Origin of the sequence: Bradyrhizobium sp. CCBAU 53421, from assembly GCF_015291625.1 — a bacterium.
GTDB lineage: Bacteria > Pseudomonadota > Alphaproteobacteria > Rhizobiales > Xanthobacteraceae > Bradyrhizobium.
In genome coordinates this window covers 8981920-8998103 of the sequence record NZ_CP030047.1, presented here as the reverse complement: position 1 = coordinate 8998103, position 16184 = coordinate 8981920, and the positions used below count along the sequence as shown (strand labels likewise).

16 protein-coding genes are annotated in these 16184 nt (G+C 65.2%); 6 read left to right on the top strand and 10 right to left on the bottom strand.

The genetic code is table 11. The annotated features are described in order from the left end of the window. Nucleotides 1-283: 283 nt before the first annotated feature. The 4 genes from XH92_RS41630 to XH92_RS41615 all read left to right on the top strand — a co-directional run bounded on the left by XH92_RS41630 (nt 284) and on the right by XH92_RS41615 (nt 3504). Complete coding sequence (locus XH92_RS41630; protein WP_194457202.1) at nt 284-1075, top strand: CarD family transcriptional regulator; 792 nt, start codon at nt 284-286, stop codon at nt 1073-1075. A gap of 183 nt (nt 1076-1258) precedes the next feature. Then, nucleotides 1259-2509 (top strand): MFS transporter, encoded by a 1251-nt coding sequence (locus XH92_RS41625; RefSeq protein ID WP_194457201.1) that lies wholly within the window; start codon nt 1259-1261, stop codon nt 2507-2509. 146 nt (nt 2510-2655) lie between these two features. Then, entirely contained in the window at nt 2656-3219 is a 564-nt protein-coding gene (locus XH92_RS41620; protein WP_194457200.1) for a hypothetical protein, read from the top strand. Between the two features lie 87 nt (nt 3220-3306). Beyond that, entirely contained in the window at nt 3307-3504 is a 198-nt protein-coding gene (locus XH92_RS41615) for a hypothetical protein (RefSeq protein ID WP_194457199.1), read from the top strand. 84 nt (nt 3505-3588) lie between these two features. Here the strand turns inward: XH92_RS41615 and XH92_RS41610 are convergent, their stop codons facing one another. From XH92_RS41610 to cyoA, 7 genes are read right to left on the bottom strand one after another with little or no spacing between them, the layout of a single operon-like run. Then, nucleotides 3589-4125 (bottom strand): response regulator transcription factor, encoded by a 537-nt coding sequence (locus XH92_RS41610; RefSeq protein ID WP_194457198.1) that lies wholly within the window; start codon nt 4123-4125, stop codon nt 3589-3591. Then, complete coding sequence (locus XH92_RS41605) at nt 4115-5440, bottom strand: ATP-binding protein (RefSeq protein ID WP_246788638.1); 1326 nt, start codon at nt 5438-5440, stop codon at nt 4115-4117. The genes XH92_RS41610 and XH92_RS41605 overlap by 11 nt, the downstream gene beginning before the upstream one ends. A gap of 28 nt (nt 5441-5468) precedes the next feature. After that, nucleotides 5469-6299, bottom strand: coding sequence for an SURF1 family protein (locus tag XH92_RS41600; RefSeq protein ID WP_246788119.1), 831 nt, complete (start codon nt 6297-6299; stop codon nt 5469-5471). 2 nt (nt 6300-6301) lie between these two features. Then, on the bottom strand, nt 6302-6703 hold the full coding sequence (cyoD, locus tag XH92_RS41595) for a cytochrome o ubiquinol oxidase subunit IV (RefSeq protein WP_194457196.1): 402 nt from the start codon (nt 6701-6703) through the stop codon (nt 6302-6304). Next, nucleotides 6700-7335 carry a cytochrome o ubiquinol oxidase subunit III gene (gene cyoC / locus XH92_RS41590; protein WP_194457195.1) on the bottom strand — a complete coding sequence of 212 codons (636 nt, stop codon included), beginning with the start codon at nt 7333-7335 and terminating at the stop codon, nt 6700-6702. Before cyoC ends, cyoD begins: the two co-directional genes overlap by 4 nt. Next, complete coding sequence (cyoB, locus tag XH92_RS41585) at nt 7332-9335, bottom strand: cytochrome o ubiquinol oxidase subunit I (RefSeq protein ID WP_194457194.1); 2004 nt, start codon at nt 9333-9335, stop codon at nt 7332-7334. Before cyoB ends, cyoC begins: the two co-directional genes overlap by 4 nt. A 10-nt stretch (nt 9336-9345) precedes the next feature. After that, entirely contained in the window at nt 9346-10512 is a 1167-nt protein-coding gene (cyoA, locus tag XH92_RS41580) for a ubiquinol oxidase subunit II (RefSeq protein ID WP_194457193.1), read from the bottom strand. A gap of 246 nt (nt 10513-10758) precedes the next feature. Here cyoA and XH92_RS41575 point away from each other — a divergent pair, with 246 nt between their 5' ends. After that, nucleotides 10759-12051, top strand: a complete 1293-nt coding sequence (locus tag XH92_RS41575; RefSeq protein ID WP_194457192.1) for an MFS transporter — start codon at nt 10759-10761, stop codon at nt 12049-12051. Between the two features lie 143 nt (nt 12052-12194). Here XH92_RS41575 and XH92_RS41570 read toward each other — a convergent pair whose 3' ends face one another. Next, entirely contained in the window at nt 12195-13004 is an 810-nt protein-coding gene (locus XH92_RS41570; protein WP_194457191.1) for a transporter, read from the bottom strand. 227 nt (nt 13005-13231) lie between these two features. Between XH92_RS41570 and XH92_RS41565 the strand changes: the two genes are divergently transcribed. Next, the gene (locus tag XH92_RS41565) at nt 13232-13633 is read left to right on the top strand and encodes a cytochrome c family protein (RefSeq protein WP_194457190.1); all 402 of its coding nucleotides are present in this window, start codon (nt 13232-13234) and stop codon (nt 13631-13633) included. A 169-nt stretch (nt 13634-13802) separates the two neighbouring features. On the opposite strand, the gene XH92_RS41560 is transcribed toward XH92_RS41565, so the two are convergent. After that, nucleotides 13803-15215: a M48 family metalloprotease gene (locus tag XH92_RS41560; protein WP_246788637.1), complete on the bottom strand. Its 1413-nt coding sequence runs from the start codon at nt 15213-15215 to the stop codon at nt 13803-13805. 137 nt (nt 15216-15352) lie between these two features. After that, on the bottom strand, nt 15353-16147 hold the full coding sequence (locus XH92_RS41555; RefSeq protein ID WP_246788118.1) for a thermonuclease family protein: 795 nt from the start codon (nt 16145-16147) through the stop codon (nt 15353-15355). Nucleotides 16148-16184: the final 37 nt, after the last annotated feature.

Sequence of the window (16184 nt, the reverse complement as noted above, 5' to 3'; positions counted from 1 at the left end):
CCATTGATTTTTGCGGAAAATGTGCTATATCTGACACATTACAGGCCAAGAACCCCTTGCCATGCGTACCTTGTGGCTTCGAGGTTCCCGCAAACTCGAACAGGGGCGTGGCAGTATCCGCGCGCAGGCTGTGTCACAGAAAACGCGTAAAAAGAGTGCTTCAAAGACGACGAAGAAAGCCGCTGTCGTTGCTCGCAGCGCAACCAAGGGCCGTGCCAAGGCACCCGTGAAGGGAGCCAAGAAGGCGGCGGCTGCAAAGTCCTCAAAGAACAAAAGAAGCGTGATGCCAGAAAAGACTGCCAAGACTGCCGCGAAAGCGGCAGCTGCGAAGCCCGCTGCTGCGAAGGTCGCCCCCAAGACTGCTGCTGCGCCGAAGCCGGCTGCCCCGAAGGCTGCCGTCCCCGCCGCTGCTCCGAAGGTTGCCGCCAAGCCTGCAGCCGCGCCGCGCGTCGAGGAGCCGAAGAAGGTCGTGACCCAGCGCCAGGGCTTCAAGGCCAACGAATTCGTGGTCTATCCCGCTCACGGCGTCGGCCAGATCCTGGCGATCGAGGAGCAGGAGATCGCGGGCGCCAAGCTCGAGCTGTTCGTGATCAATTTCATGAAGGACAAGATGACGCTGCGCGTCCCGACGGCGAAGGTCGCCAATGTCGGCATGCGCAAGCTGTCGGAGCCGGCGCTGGTCAAGAAGGCGCTGGAGACGCTGAAGGGCCGTGCCCGCGTCAAGCGCACCATGTGGTCGCGCCGCGCCCAGGAATACGAAGCGAAGATCAACTCGGGTGACATCGTCGCGATCGCCGAGGTGGTCCGCGACCTCTATCGTTCGGAATCGCAGCCCGAGCAGTCCTACTCCGAACGCCAGCTCTATGAAGCGGCGCTCGACCGCCTGTCGCGCGAGATCGCCGTCGTGCAGCACTCGACCGAGACCGAGGCGATCAAGGAGATCGAAGGCCAGCTCGCCAAGAGCCCCCGCCGCGGCGCCAAGGCGGAAGCCGAGGGTGAAGGCGAGGGCGATGCCGACGGTGAGGATGCCGATAGCGATGGCGACGATACCGCCGTCGAGGACGAAGCCGCCTGAAAGGGTTCGACGGATTGAAAACAAAAGCCCGGTCGCAAGACCGGGCTTTTTGTTTGGGGCGAAGTGTCGCCGCGCGACCTTGCATATCGCCCCTGCCGCAATCGCCGCTTGGCGGATCGCCGCGACTCATGACCTCTTGCGCCACGCTGGCGGCGGGATCGCGGAACCAGCAGGGGGCGCGGCATGCTTGCAGGACGGTCGCTGGGACGCGATTACGACTGGCTGTGGACCGCATTCGCGGTCTCGACGTTCGGCACCTGGATCGCGTTCGACGCCTTGCCGCTGCTGGCGATCCTGGTGCTGCATGCACGGCCGGAGGCGGTCTCGGCGCTTGCGGCCGTGGGCCTGCTGGCCGGGGCTGCGGTCGCGCTGCCGCTCGGCCCCTGGATCGAATTCCGCCGCAAGCGGCCGGTGATGATCGCGATGGATCTGATCCGCTTCGCCGCCACGATCAGCATCCCCATCACCTTCGCGCTCGGCTGGCTGAGCCTTGGCCAGCTCCTGATCGTGTCGATCATCATGGCTGCCGCCGACATCGCGTTTCGTTCGGCGAGCGGTGCTTGCCTCAAAACGCTGGTCAAGCCGGACGATCTGGTGACCGCGAACGGGCGGCTCGAGGGAACGATGTGGACCGCGGCCGCGATCGGACCTGCGCTCGGCGGTGTCGCGATCGGGATGTTCGGTCCGGTCACGACCGTGATCGCCAATGCGATCAGCTTCCTGCTGTCGGCACTGGCGATCCGCCGGATCGGCGGCGGTGAGCCTGCGCCCGCCCGGCGCCACGCGAAGGCATTTCGCGCCGCCGAGCTGACCGAGGGATGGCGCAGCATCCTCGCACATCCCGTGCTTCGCCTGCTGTTCGTCAACACCGTGCTGGTCAACGGCTTGATCATGGCGACGGCGCCGTTGCTCGCGGTGCTGATGCTGCGCGATCTCGGCTTCGCGCCTTGGCAGTACGGGCTCGCATTCGGGGCGCCGTGCATTGGCGGCCTGATCGGCGCGCGGCTCGCGCCTTCGCTTGCCGCGCGCTGCGGACAGCACAATGTGCTGCTTGCGGCCGGTACGCTCCGTGCGTGCTGGTCGCTCGGCCTCGCCCTCATGCCGCACGGCGCCACGGGCATCGCCGTCGTGTTTGCGCTTCAGTTCGGCCTGGTCACCTGTGCCGGCATCTTCAATCCGGTGTTCGCGGCCTATCGTCTCGCCCAGATCGAGATGGAGCGGACCGCGCGCGTGCTCTCGGCCTGGACGATCACCAGCAGCGCAACCATTGCCGTGCTGACGGCGCTCTGGGGCGTGCTGGCGGGCATTGTCGGCGTCCGCGCTGCGGTGGCACTGAGCGGACTGCTGCTGCTGACGACGCCGCTCTTGCTGCCGCGCCGCGCGCTCAGGGTGTGGCAGGGGACCAACTCCCCGCGAACTGAAATCCCCCGATAGACCAAAACCCCTCGCTCGGGCAGGCTGAAGTTCCAGGCTATCCGCACCGCTCGCCGATCGGACGAACGGCACTCACTGCCGAGTTATCCTTAAACGGAACGCCGGTAACTTTCGCGCGTTCGCTCGCCATTGGAGGAGAGTGGACCATGGCATCAAAGGCAGTCATTTTCTTCGCGGGGGTCGGAACAACCTTCATCATTCTCGGTGCCGGGTTCGGTGGAGGACTGTTCATGGCAAACTCGGCGCTCAAGGATTCCGCCGGCGCCCAGACGCGGGTCTCTTCGCCGGCAGCCGCGGAACCAGCACGCGTTGTCCTGCCATCCTCGGCAGAAGCCGCGCCGGCACCGCAACCTGCGACCCAACCGGAGCCCGCGGCTTCAGAAGCCGCGGCGCAGCCTCCGCCGTCGCAGGTGCGGCCAGAGCCAATCAAGGATGTCCAAGGGCCCGTCGAGAAGCAAGCGGATGCAGTGGAGGCGAGGAAGCCTGCCCCGGAAGAACGGGAGCGACGCAAGCGGTATGCTGAACGCAAAGCGAAGCGTATTGCGTCCGAGCAGGCGAGACGTCAGCAGCGGCGGATCGAGCAAGGCGATCAACGCCGTGAAGCTCCGGTGCTCCTGGAGCAGGCAGAACGCCGCGAAGTGCCGATCATGGCGTCCGAAGACGACGACGCCCCGCGTCGTCCGCTTGTGAACTTCTTCGGGAATGACTGAGCGCACCACACGGTGAAGGAGTCGAGGAACAGTCCGCGTTGGTGTCGATAGAGAAGGCTCGTTCGTCTGATGGCTAACGAAAACTCCATGGCTTCCACCGCCAGCCCTGAACAACGTATAGAGCTGGCCTCGGAAGCGATCCGTCAAATGGCTGAGCACGCCGTATTCGAACCCTTGCCACGACAGGATCGGTGGCTGCATCATTTGAGTGAGGCGACCAAGGCGGCGCCGCTCCAATCACTCACCATCGCCTTCTTGCTGGGGGTCTTCCTGGCGCACCGGTAGCCGTCGGAGGCCGCTCGATCCGCGGATTGGCCGAGCCCGGATTACGCTTCGCTGCATCCAGGCTGCAAGAGTGGCCAGTCGAAACTACTTCACCCGCTGCTTCTCCAGCTTCCGCGCCAATGTCCGGCGGTGCATGCCGAGGCGGCGGGCGGCTTCGGAGATATTGAAGTCGGTCTCGATCAAGGTCTGGTGGATGCGCTCCCATTCCAGCGTCTTGATCGAGGTCGGCCGCGCACCGACCTCGATGGCGGCATTGCCTTGCGCTTTGAGGAAAGCGGCCTCGATGTCGTCGGTGTTCGATGGCTTGGCCAGATAATGGCAGGCGCCGAGCTTGATCGCCTCCACCGCGGTCGCGATGCTGGCGAACCCGGTCAGCACCACGATCAGCATGTCCGGATCATGCGCATGCAGCGCCTCGACGCAGGCAAGGCCCGACGCGCCGCCGGCGAGCTTCAGGTCGACGACGGCATAGCCGGGCGATTGCTGCTCGAGCAGCTCGCGGACCTCGTCGAGCGAGGCCGATACGGCGACATCGTAGCCGCGGCGCTCGAACGAGCGCTTCAGCGTACGGGCGAAGCCTGCGTCGTCCTCGACGATCAGCAGCTGGCGTTCATCCGTCAAGATGGTCTCCGATCGCGAGCGTCGAGAGCGGCAGCTCGAGCTTGACCGCGGCGCCGATGTCCGGCCGGTTGCGCGCCGTCACCACGCCGCCCAGCTTGCGCACGACGTTGACGACCAGGAACAGGCCGAGGCCGCTGCCGGGACTGCCCTTGGTCGATTGATACGGCTTGCCGACATGCGCCAGCATTTCGCGCGAGAAGCCCGGGCCGCGATCCGTCACCGACAGCACCAGCCTGTCGGCATTGCGCTCGGCCATCAGCTCGATCCAGTCGCGCGAGACCTCGGCGGCATTGTCGAGCACGTTGAAGATCGCCTGCTTGAGCGCGACGTCGGAGACGATCGCCAGATCCGTGCCGAATGCGTTGCGGAAATACAGCGTGGCCGATGGCCGCGTCATCCGCCATTCCTCCACCAGCGCGGTCAGGAACGCCGCCACCGTGGTCGGCGAGGAGCCTTCGCCGCGGGCTTCGCCGGCCGACAGCAGAATGCCCGTCACGATCGACTTGCAGCGCTGCACCGAGATCTCCATCTCGCCGAGGTCCTGCGACAGTTCAGGGTCGGAGGCGAGCGCCGGCATCCGGCGCCAGTCGCCCAGGATCACCGAGAGCGAGGCGAGCGGCGTGCCGAGCTCATGCGCGGCGCCGGAGGCCAAAAGGCCGATCCGGACGATGTGGTCCTGCTCGGTGGCGTGCTGGCGCAGCGCCGCGAGGCGGAGGTCGCGGTCGCGCAGATTGCGGTTGATCCGCGTCATGAACACCACGAGCAGCACGGCGTCGAGCACGAGGCCGATGAAGGTGCCGGCGATATAGAGATTGAATGCCTCGGCAAAGCCCTGCGGCAGCTCCAGCGGCCGGTAGTAGCTGGTCAGCCACGCGAAGTTCACGCAGACCAGCGCCACCAGCGACCAGGTCGAGGGCGCATCGAGCAGCACCGCGCCGAGCGTCACCTGCAGCAGGTAGAGCGACGTGAAGGGATTGGTGGCGCCGCCGGCGAGATAGAGCAGGACGGTCAGCGCCGCGACGTCGAGCGCCAGCGCAACCAGCAGCTCGCGGTTGTTGATGTCGGCGCGGTAGCGCAGCCACAGCAGGCTGACGAGGTTGAGGGCGACCAGCCCGGAGATCACGGCCGCCATCGGCAACAGCGGCAGCGCGACGCCCATCCAGAATTGCACGAAGCCGATAGTGACGATCTGGCCGATCACGGCGATCCAGCGCAGCTGGACCAGCAGGGCCATGTTCTTGCGGTTGGTCGCGATGTCGGCGGGCGCTGCGAGATCGAACGGCATGCCGGCAGCCGCGCTGACGGCGGACGGCATTACGGCCGGACCGGTCGCGGCGTTGTCGTCATGCAGATCCGATGTGCGCTCGAGCATCTGGGCCAGTGTCGCGAGACAGATTGCGGGCTGCGCCGATCAGGCGGCGCACGGCGGCGCGCCTTGAACTCCACCTTGGTTCGGAGGCGCCGGCGCGGCCCCTGCCGCTGATGACGCGCAGGAGCGCACCGGCCAGCATAAAGGCCAGCGCGAACCATGTCAGCGCGTAAATCAGGTGGTTGTTCGGAAACCGCACGATCGTGAGCCCGCCGACCGGATAGCCGCCCGGATTGGGTGTCGCATCGGCGTCGATGAAGAACGGGGCTGCCTGCGACAATCCGTGCGTGACAGCGATCGCCGCGACGTCGCGGGAATACCAGCGGCCCGCTGCGGGGTCATTGCTGCGCAGGAAGCCGCCCTTGGGCTCCGAGATCCGCAGCAGCCCGGTCACGCTGACCGCGCCCTGCGGCCCGCCTTCGCGCCGTGTCGCCGGATCGCGTCTGTCAGGCGGAACGAAGCCGCGATTGACCAGCACCGTGGTTCCGTCAGCCGTTTGCAGCGGGGTCAGCACCCAGAAGCCGGGACCGTCTGTCGTGACGGCCTGCACCAGCGTCTCATCGGCATTGAGGAAGGTGCCGCGCACGGTGACGCGGCGGTATTCGTCGCGCGCGGCCGTGACGGCCGGCCATGACGATTGGGGCGGCGGCGCGACCGGCGCCGCGTGCATACGCTGCTCCACCCGATCGATCAGCGCCAGCTTCCAGGTCCGGCGTTCGACCTGCCAGATGCCGAGCGCGCTCAGCAGCACTACGCCCAGCATGCCGAGCGTGAGCAGCATAAGCGATGGTCTGGCAGAGCGCATGGTCACGGCATCTGGCTCATGTCGTGCATCGGCATCATGTTGATGTTGAGATGATGCATGACCCACAGCGAGCCGGTCAGCGCGATCACCACCATGATCACGGTGAAGATCATCGCCATCATGGTCCAGCCGTTCTCGGACCGCGTGTTCATGTGCAGGAAGTACACCATGTGCACGACGATCTGCACCGCGGCGAACACCAGCACGATCAGTGCGGTGACCGCCTTGTCGGCGATGGCGCTGGTCATCACCAGCCAGAACGGCACCGCGGTGAGGATCACCGAGAGGCCGAAGCCGATCAGATAGCTCTTCAGCGAGCCGTGTGCCGCGCCGCTGTGATCGTCATGGCCGTGGCCGGCATTGGCTTCGAGAGTATGAGCTTCGGCGTGCGCTTTTGTTGTCATCGCAGCATTCCCAGGAGGTAGACGAAGGTGAAGACGCCGATCCAGACCACGTCGAGGAAGTGCCAGAACATCGAGAGGCACATCAGCCGGCGCCGATTGGCTTCGGTGAGGCCGAAGCGCGCGGTCTGCACCATCAGTGTCACCAGCCAGACCAGGCCGAAGGTGACGTGCAGGCCGTGGGTGCCGACGAGCGTGAAGAACGACGACAGGAAGGCGCTGCGCTGCGGCGTCGCGCCTTCATGGATCATGTGGGCGAATTCGGTGAGCTCGATGCCGAGGAAGGCGAGGCCGAACAGCCCGGTGATGGCGAGCCAGGCCTGCGTGGCGCCGATCCTCGATTTCTCCATCGTCAGCATGGCAAAGCCATACGTGATCGAGGAGAGCAGCAGCATCGTGGTGTTGAGCGCGACCAGCTTGAGGTCGAACAGGTCCTTCGGCGCCGGACCGGCGGCGTAGTTGCCGCCGAGCACGCCATAGGTCGCGAACAGCATCGCGAAGATGAGACAGTCGCTCATCAGGTAGATCCAGAAGCCCAGCATGGTGCTGGCGCCTTCCGGATGCGCGTGCTCGTCGATGACGTGGAAGACCGGTTCGGAGTCCTGGATGGAGATTTGGGTGGTTGCAACGCTCATGTCTGGGCTCCCGCGGCGAGAACGCGCGTCCGCGCGTCTTCGGTCCGCACCACCTCATCCGCCGGGATGTGGAAGTCGCGGTGATAGTTGAAGGTGTGGCCGATCGCGACCGCGAGCAGCGCAATGAAGCTGACGGCGGCAAGCCACCAGATGTACCAGATCAGGCCGAACCCCATCACCGTCGCGAAGGCCGCGAGGATGATGCCGGTGCCGGTGTTGGACGGCATGTGGATCGGCTTGAAGCCGGTCAGCGGGCGCCTGTAGCCGCGGCGCTTCATGTCCCACCAGGCGTCGTTGTCGTAGACGACGGGCGTGAAGGCGAAGTTGTAGTCCGGCGGCGGCGAGGAGGTCGCCCATTCCAGCGTGCGCGCGTTCCAGGGATCGCCGGTGGTGTCCTTGAGCTGCTCGCGCCTCAGGATGCTGACCGCGAACTGCACCAGCATCGCACCGATGCCGAGCAGGATCAGGAAGGCGCCGAAGGCCGCGATGACGAACCAGATCTGCAGGGTCGGATCGTCGAATACGCGGAGCCGCCTCGTCACGCCCATCAGGCCGAGCACGTAGAGCGGCATGAAGGCGAAGTAGAAGCCCGAGACCCAGAACCAGAACGACAGCTTGCCCCAGAACGGATCGAGCCTGAAGCCGAACGCCTTCGGGAACCAGTAGTTGATGCCGGCGAACAGGCCGAACAGCACGCCGCCGATGATCACGTTGTGGAAGTGCGCGATCAGGAACAGGCTGTTATGCAGCACGAAATCGGCCGGCGGTACCGCGAGCAGCACGCCGGTCATGCCGCCGATCACGAAGGTCAGCATGAACGCCACCGTCCACATCATCGGCAGCTCGAAGCGGATGCGGCCGCGATACATCGTGAACAGCCAGTTAAACATCTTCGCGCCCGTCGGGATCGAGATGATCATGGTGGTGATGCCGAAGAACGAGTTCACGCTGGCGCCGGAGCCCATCGTGAAGAAGTGATGCAGCCAGACCAGGTAGGACAGGATGGTGATGACGACGGTGGCGTAGACCATCGAGGTATAGCCGAACAGCCGCTTGCCGGAGAACGTCGCGGTCACCTCGGAGAAGATGCCGAACGCGGGCAGCACCAGGATGTAGACCTCGGGGTGGCCCCAGATCCAGATCAGGTTCACGTACATCATCGGGTTGCCGCCGAAGTCGTTCGTGAAAAAGTTGGTGCCGACGTAGCGGTCGAGCGACAGCAGCGCCAGCACTGCCGTCAGCACCGGGAAGGAGGCGACGATCAGGACGTTGGTGCAGAGCGAGGTCCAGGTGAACACCGGCATCTTCATCATCGTCATGCCCGGCGCGCGCAGCTTGACGATGGTGCAGATCAGGTTGATGCCCGATAGCGTCGTGCCGACGCCGGCGACCTGTAGTCCCCATATGTAATAGTCGACGCCGACGTCAGGACTGTAGCCGATGTTCGACAGCGGGGGATAGGCGAGCCAGCCGGTGCGGGCGAATTCGCCGACGAACAGCGACATCATCACCAGCACGGCGCCGCCGACCGTCATCCAGAAGCTGAAATTGTTGAGGAAGGGGAAGGAGACGTCGCGGGCACCGATCTGTAGCGGCACCACGTAGTTCATCAGGCCGGTGACCAGCGGCATCGCCACGAAGAAGATCATAATCACGCCGTGCGCGGTGAAGATCTGGTCGTAGTGGTGGGCCGGGAGGTAGCCGTCGGAGCCGCCAAAGGCGATCGCCTGCTGCAGGCGCATCATCAGCGCGTCCGCGAAGCCGCGCAGCAGCATCACGATACCGAGGATCATGTACATGATGCCGATGCGCTTGTGGTCGACGGTGGTGAACCACTCGCGCCACAGATAGCCCCAAAGTCGGAAATAGGTGACGATTGCGAACAGCGCGAGGCCGCCGGTGGCGACCACCGCGAAGGTGCCGACCAGGATCGGCTCATGGAACGGCAGCGCTTCCAGATTGAGACGGCCGAAGATCATCTTGACGAGATCGGGATTCATGCGGTCCTCCTCAGGACTCTGATTTCGGACGTTGGCCGAGCAGCAGCGATGTCGATGACGGATGCGCCGGCGAGAACGGCGGGCGTTTCAGCCCGACGCCGCGCAGCGGCGTCAGGTCGAGCGGCGCCAGAACGTCGCGCGACGGCGCGTCCTTGATCTCGTCCATCGAGCAGATCCCGGCGACGAAGGTCGGCTCGTTGCCGAGCGGCGCGCCGCGGCGGGCATATTTGTCGTAAGTCAGCGGCAGGGTGTTGTTGAGGCCTTCGCGGCCGAGGCCGCCCTTGGCGTCGATCGCCATCATTTCGCTCATGCACATCTTGCCGGGCTCGACGCACATGTTGAGGATCGCCTTGTAGAGATCACGATCGACCGAGCGATAGAGCCGGACCGGATCGTTCTGGCTCGGACGCTCGAGCTGCAGATAGTCGGTGCGGCCGAGCATGTTGCCGCCGGCCCTGGCGGTGCCGATCCACTTGTCGAAATCGGTGTTCGACAAGCTCTTGAACTCGAAGTGCATGCCGGAGAAGCCGGCGCCGCTGTAGTTGGCGGAGAAGCCGCGATAGGTGCCTTCCTTGTTGGAGACCGCGTGCAGCTTGGTCTCCATGCCGGGCATGGCGTAGATCTGGCCGGCCAGCGCGGGGATGTAGAACGAGTTCATCACGGAAGAGGCCGTGATGCGGAAGCGGATCGGGCGGTCGACGGGAGCCGCAAGCTCGTTGACGGCGGCGACGCCGTAGTCCGGGTAGATGAACAGCCACTTCCAGTCGAGCGCGACCACTTCGACATTGAGCGGGGCGTCCTTGCTCTCGATCGGCTTGTCGGCGGCGATGCGGCCGAGCGAGCGGTAGGGATCGAGCAGATGGGTGCCCATCCAGGTCAGCGCTCCCAAGCAGATAATGATCAGCAGCGGAGCCGACCAGATGACGAGCTCGAGCTGGGTGGAGTGATCCCACTCCGGCTCATAGGGCGCCGCTGTGTTGGACTGGCGGTAGCGCCAGGCGAAGAAGATGGTCAGCGCCATCACCGGAAGCACGATGATCAGCATCAGGACGGTGGAGATCACGACGAGGTCGCGCTGCTGGACGGCGACGTCGCCGGCAGGGGCCAGGACGACGAAATCGCACCCGCCAAGGAGCGCCGCGAACGGCAATAAGGCCAATAATTTCAAGGCGCGCACGGCTCACCCCACTGGAATTTTATGAGTTCCGCCAAGGGGTAGCTGCGATGCAGCAAAGTTGACATTGGACAATTTGTCCAATGTTGCAGTGCGGGATAGAAGCTCAGAAGGTGAGGTGGACTGCGTGGCAAAGGCTGCCCGTGGCCTCATCTCAGGTTTGAGCATGACCTGTTCGGAAAACGGGTTTCCACTTTTCCGGGTCATGCTCCAAAGGACGGTTCTCCGGCGATGGCACAGGCCCCAGCAATGGCACACGGCACCCCGACCGCGTCAGGTCACGGGCAGGCGAAACCCGGCGAAATCGTCATCGGCGTCATCATCGGGCGCACCTCGGAATTCTTCGACTTCTTCGTCTACGCGATCGCCTCGGTGATCGTGTTCCCGAAGCTGGTGTTCCCGTTCGTCAACGAACTGACCGGCACGCTCTATTCATTCGGCATCTTCGCGCTGGCGTTCGCCGCGCGGCCGCTCGGCACCGTCATCTTCATGGCGGTCGACCGCCGCCACGGCAAGGGCGCCAAGCTCGTCATCGCGCTGTTCCTGCTCGGCACCGCCACGGTCGCGCTCGCGTTCCTGCCCGGCTACGACACGATCGGCGTCGCGGCGATCTGGCTGCTCGCCGCGGCGCGCGTCCTTCAGGGTATCGCCTGGGGCGGCGCGTGGGACGGCCTCGCCTCGCTGCTCGCGATGAATTCGCCGGCGAATCGCCGCGGCTGGTATGCGATGGTGCCGCAGCTCGGCGCGCCGCTCGGGCTGATCGTGGCAAGCGCGCTGTTCGCCTTCTTCGCCGGCAACCTCTCGGCGGATGATTTCTTCGATTGGGGCTGGCGCTATCCGTTCTTCGTCGCCTTCGCCATCAACGTGGTGGCGCTGTTCGCGCGGCTGCGCATGGTGGCGACCGACGAATATTCCGAGCTGTTCGAAAGCCGCGACCTCGAGCCGGCGCGGGTCGGCGAGACCGTCGCGCAGGAGGGCCGCAATATCCTGCTCGGCGCGTTCGCGCCGCTGGCGAGCTTTGCGCTGTTCCACATGGTCACGGTGTTTCCGCTATCCTGGGTGTTCCTGTTCACCAAGGAAAGCCCGGTGCGCTTCCTGATCATCGAGATGATCGGCGCCATGGTCGGCGTTGTCGCGATCATCGCCTCCGGCATGATCGCCGACCGCGTCGGGCGCAAGCCGCTGCTGCTGGGCTCGGCGGTCGCGATCGCGGTCTATAGCGGCTTTGCTCCGCAGCTGCTCGATGCCGGCGCGTTCGGCGAAACGATCTACATGGTGCTCGGATTCGTGCTGCTCGGCCTGTCGTTCGGCCAGTCGTCGGGCGCGATCGCCTCGAACTTCGCGCGAACCTATCGCTACACGGCCTCGGCGCTGACCTCGGATTTCGCCTGGCTGTTCGGCGCCGGCTTCGCGCCGCTCGCCGCGCTGCTGCTGGCGACCCATTTCGGCCTGATCTCGGCCGGTGCGTATCTCTTGTCCGGCGCGGTGTGGACGCTGCTGGCGCTGTGGCTGAGCGGCCTGCGCGAAGCGGAAGTCAATTAGTCACGCACTCTTCCCCTTCCCCCTGCAAGGGGGAAGGTCGGGATGGGGGTCCACCGCAGGTGACGCTGCATGCGGAGAGACCAGATCCCCACCCGCTTTGCTCTGGCGAGCAAAGCGACCTCCCCTTTTCAAGGGGAGGTGGACTAGCGAAACAGCCCGTCGACGCGAAACGAATACCCCAGGCCGACGATATAGTTCGGCGAGTTGCGGTTGAGCCCGAACGCGACGTGAAGGTCGAGCTGCTGGGTTGGCGTTAGATGGTACATGCCGCCGGAATTGATCAGCTGGATCGGCCGTGCGCCGTCGGGATAGTCGCCGACATATTCGGTGAACACGCTGATCCGCTCGGTCAATTTCTTCTCGATCACGAAGGTCGCTTCCGACATGTGCTGGCCGGTCAGCTCGGCGGGACGGAAGAATTCCGTGAACATGCCGCTGAGGCCCCAGCCGTCATGCAGCTCCCATGACCATGGCAGCTGGATGTAGGGCTGCGCGCCGCGCCCGGCGATGGCGGCGGCGCCGGTCGGCAGCGCGACACCGGCGGTGATCGACAGGTCGATCTTCCCGGGCACCGGGCTGATCTGCCATTTGATGCCGGGCGCGACGTCGGAAAAGCCCGAGACGCCCGGCGATCTCATCGGGCCGGTATAGCTCGGCAGGTCGATCAGCACCTCGAGGCAGGGCGCGATGCCGAGCCGCCAGCGGCTGTTGCTGCCGTCGATGCTGCGGCCACTGTTGCGGCCGGTGAGGTTGACGCCGTTTTCGTTCTGCAGGCTCCCGACCGGCACGACGATACTCGAATTGGTGACGTCGGGCCGGTCGGTCGCAATTTCGTCGCTCGGCTTGGGACAACCGTCCGCGCGCGCAGCGGTGGCTGCTGCGAGTGCGAGCGCAGCAAGCACGCACCCGAGTTCGGCAAGTCGAGCGACGGCGCCGAACCGATTGTGAAACACTGGGGATGCTCCAAAAACCCGGCGCCGCTGCGGAGGTGGCAGCTTGGACATAGATCGGCTGACGACGCGGAAATTCCTCACGGGCGGCAAAAAACTTCAACACCGAGTTCCATTCTCGGCGATCGATGAGGCCGGCGTCCAGCGCAATTACGGGCGGGCGAAATATCCGGGAATAGAATGGCAGCGAGGCTGCTCCTGTTGTGATGGCAAACAGGAGAGCCCCGGGAATGACCATTCGTTCGATCGCAGGCGTGCTGGCGCCGCGGCACGCCAAAATTGCCGCGATGGCGGCCATCGCGATCTTGCTCGCCGTGAACAGCGCCCGTGCGGCGGGTGATCCGGCGCGCGGCGCCACACTGTACCAGGGCTGCGGCGATTGCCACTCGATCGACAAGAACGACGTCGGTCCGATGCACAAGGGGGTTGTAGGCCGCCTCGCCGGGACGGTCGCGGGCTACAATTATTCGCCGGCGCTGAAGGACTCGAAGATCGTATGGACCGAGGCTAATCTCGACAAATGGCTCACCGGTCCGGACGCGATGGTTCCCGGCACCAAGATGTTCTACGAGGTTCAGGATCCGAAGGACCGCGCCGACATCATCGCCTTCCTCAAGGAGAAGGCGAAATAAACCACTCTCTCTCCACGTCGTCCCGGCGAAGGCCGGGACCCAACCACAGGACTATGTTGTTGGGGCGCGCTGCGGCCCCAGCTTTTCCATCAATGGATGATTGTGGGTATGGGTCCCGGCCTTCGCCGGGACGACAGCGGTAGTGAGGCGCGAGTTGCGCTTCGCCGCCTCAATCCACCACGATCTTGACGCGATCGCGCGGCTTCACCTGAGCGTGGGCGTCGAGGCCGTTGAGCACGCGGAAGCGCTCGGCCGGATGATCGACGCCGGCCATCCGATGCGACAGCGATTCCACGGTGTCGCCGGGCTGCACGTTGATGACCTTGATGCGCAGCGGGCGCGCGGCCTGGATCTCGTCGAGCGTCAGGCGGCGGAATGAATTGACGGTCTCGCGCGCGTTGCGCTCGCTCTCGGTGGATTTCTGCTTGGCGGCGAAGATGAAGCGGTAGACGTCGCTGCCGAAGCGCAGCGCGTAGACCTTGAACTGCCACTGGTCGCCATGTGCAGTGGCGGACGCCGCCGGAAAGCCGTTGATATTGAGGTCCTCGGTCGAGGATCGCTCGACGCCTTCCATCCAGCCGGAATTCAGATAGTCGCCGAGAGTCTGCTCGGCCGGCACCCGCACCACGTCGAAGCGCATCGCCTGGCTGCCGCCCTCGCGCACGCCGATCACCGCCTGCGCGGTGTTGTCGAGCGTGAAATTGTCGGGCGCGGTGAAGGTGAAGCCGAGCTTGGGATGCAGGAAGCGGCGGCCGCGCACGAAGCCTTCGCTGGGGTCCTCGCCATAGACGATGTTGTCGATCGCGGCGAGATAGGTCTCGCGGTCGCGGTCGTTGTTCTCGGGCGAGGAATATTGCCGCGCGGTGGTCTGTGCGTTGTTGATGCGCTCCGGCGTTGCCGGATGCGACGAGGTGAAATCCTGCGCGCGCGGATCGAGCGCGGTCTTGCCGATCTTGAGCGCGGCGTTGCGCTCCATCGCGGTCAGGAAGCGCGACGCGCCGTAGGGGTCGAAATGCGCGCGCGCCGCAATGCCGACGCCGATGCCGTCGGCCTCGAACTCCTGCTGACGCGAGAAGCTCGCCATCGTCAGCTTGGTCTTGGCAAGCGCCAGCGCCGTGAGATCGGGATCTGTGCTCATGTCGGTGACGACGCGCGTCACCACCGCCGCCTGGCGCGCCTGGTCCTCGCGCATCGCGGCGTGCTTGGCCAGCACATGCGCCATCTCGTGGCTCAGCACCGAGGAGAGCTCGGAGGTGTCGCTGGCGAGCGCGATCAGACCGCGCGTGACGTAGAGCTGGCCGGTCGGCAGCGCAAAGGCGTTGACCGCGCCGGAATTGAGGATCGTCACCTTGTAGGCCTGGTCGGGCCGTTCGGACGCGGCAACCAGCCGCTCGACGGTCTTGCTGATCAGGGCCTCGAGCTTCGGGTCGTCATAGGCGCCGCCATAGGACGACAGGATGCGCTCATGCTCGCGCTCGCTCGATGGCGTCTGCTGCACCACGCGGTTCGGCTTCACCGGCGCCGCCGCCGCGGTCGGCGCCGCTTGCTCGAACCGGCCGACATTGCCGCAGGCCGACAGCATCAGGGCCGCGCAGACGAGCGCCGGCGCAGCCGAAAGGCGGCGGCCAGTCCCATTTTCACGCCGTCCTGCGCGCTCAGTCACGTCAAAAACTCACAAATTTGTCCCGCGAATCGGCCGGGCCGTGGCCTGAAGGCCCCCTAGTTCCCGCCGAGCAGTTCAATCTGCCCCACCCGGAGCAATTCGATTCGCGGCCCACGTCGCGCTTCCACCCAGCCTCGGACACGAATCCTACGATTTTCCAGAGACTTGGGCGCAAGCCCGGCCGCCTCGAACGCAGGGACTATGCGCCTTGAAATAGTCAGAGCAAAGTCCCTAGTCCAGTTTCGGCCGAAATTCAGGTAGGTCGTCGCCCCCGCTTGACGCACGGACAAAACCCTGCCCTCGACCACCGTAAAACGCCCGATCCCGGCCAAAATATCGTCCGGACTTTCGGCGTTTTTTATGACCGCGGACTCGGCCCAGGTTCCCGATCGGGCCGCCCGCGCCTCGGCCTCCGCCGCCATCAGCGCGGCGGCGCAATCCTTGTCGGCGGTCTCGGACGACGCCAGCGCGAAGCCCTGACGCAGCAGCTCGCTTTGCACGGGCTTCTCGCCGCCTTCGAGGAATGCGTAGGCCGGCTGCCGGCCATAGCGGTCCGGCGTGTCGTCCTGTCCGCGCAGCGTCACCTCGCGGCCGACCAGCAGCGCCGACAACATCGCCGTGGCCTTCGCGCGGTCCGCCACCTCGATGCCGGCGAGCCTGACCTCACGGCCGTCGTCCAGCCGCAAGCTGCGCGCATCGACCACGGCTGCGACGCGCCCCTCGCCCTGAACCTCGAAATCGCATCCACCCGCTTCGGCGCGTCCGACACATGCGACGATCGCAAGCGCGCATGCTGCCATCAGTGCCGCTCGCAGGTAGCGTTGACGTGTTCTATCGCGCGGATGCGTCATGCTGCACTCGTCACTCCGGCGCGCTCCGTTCGGAGCG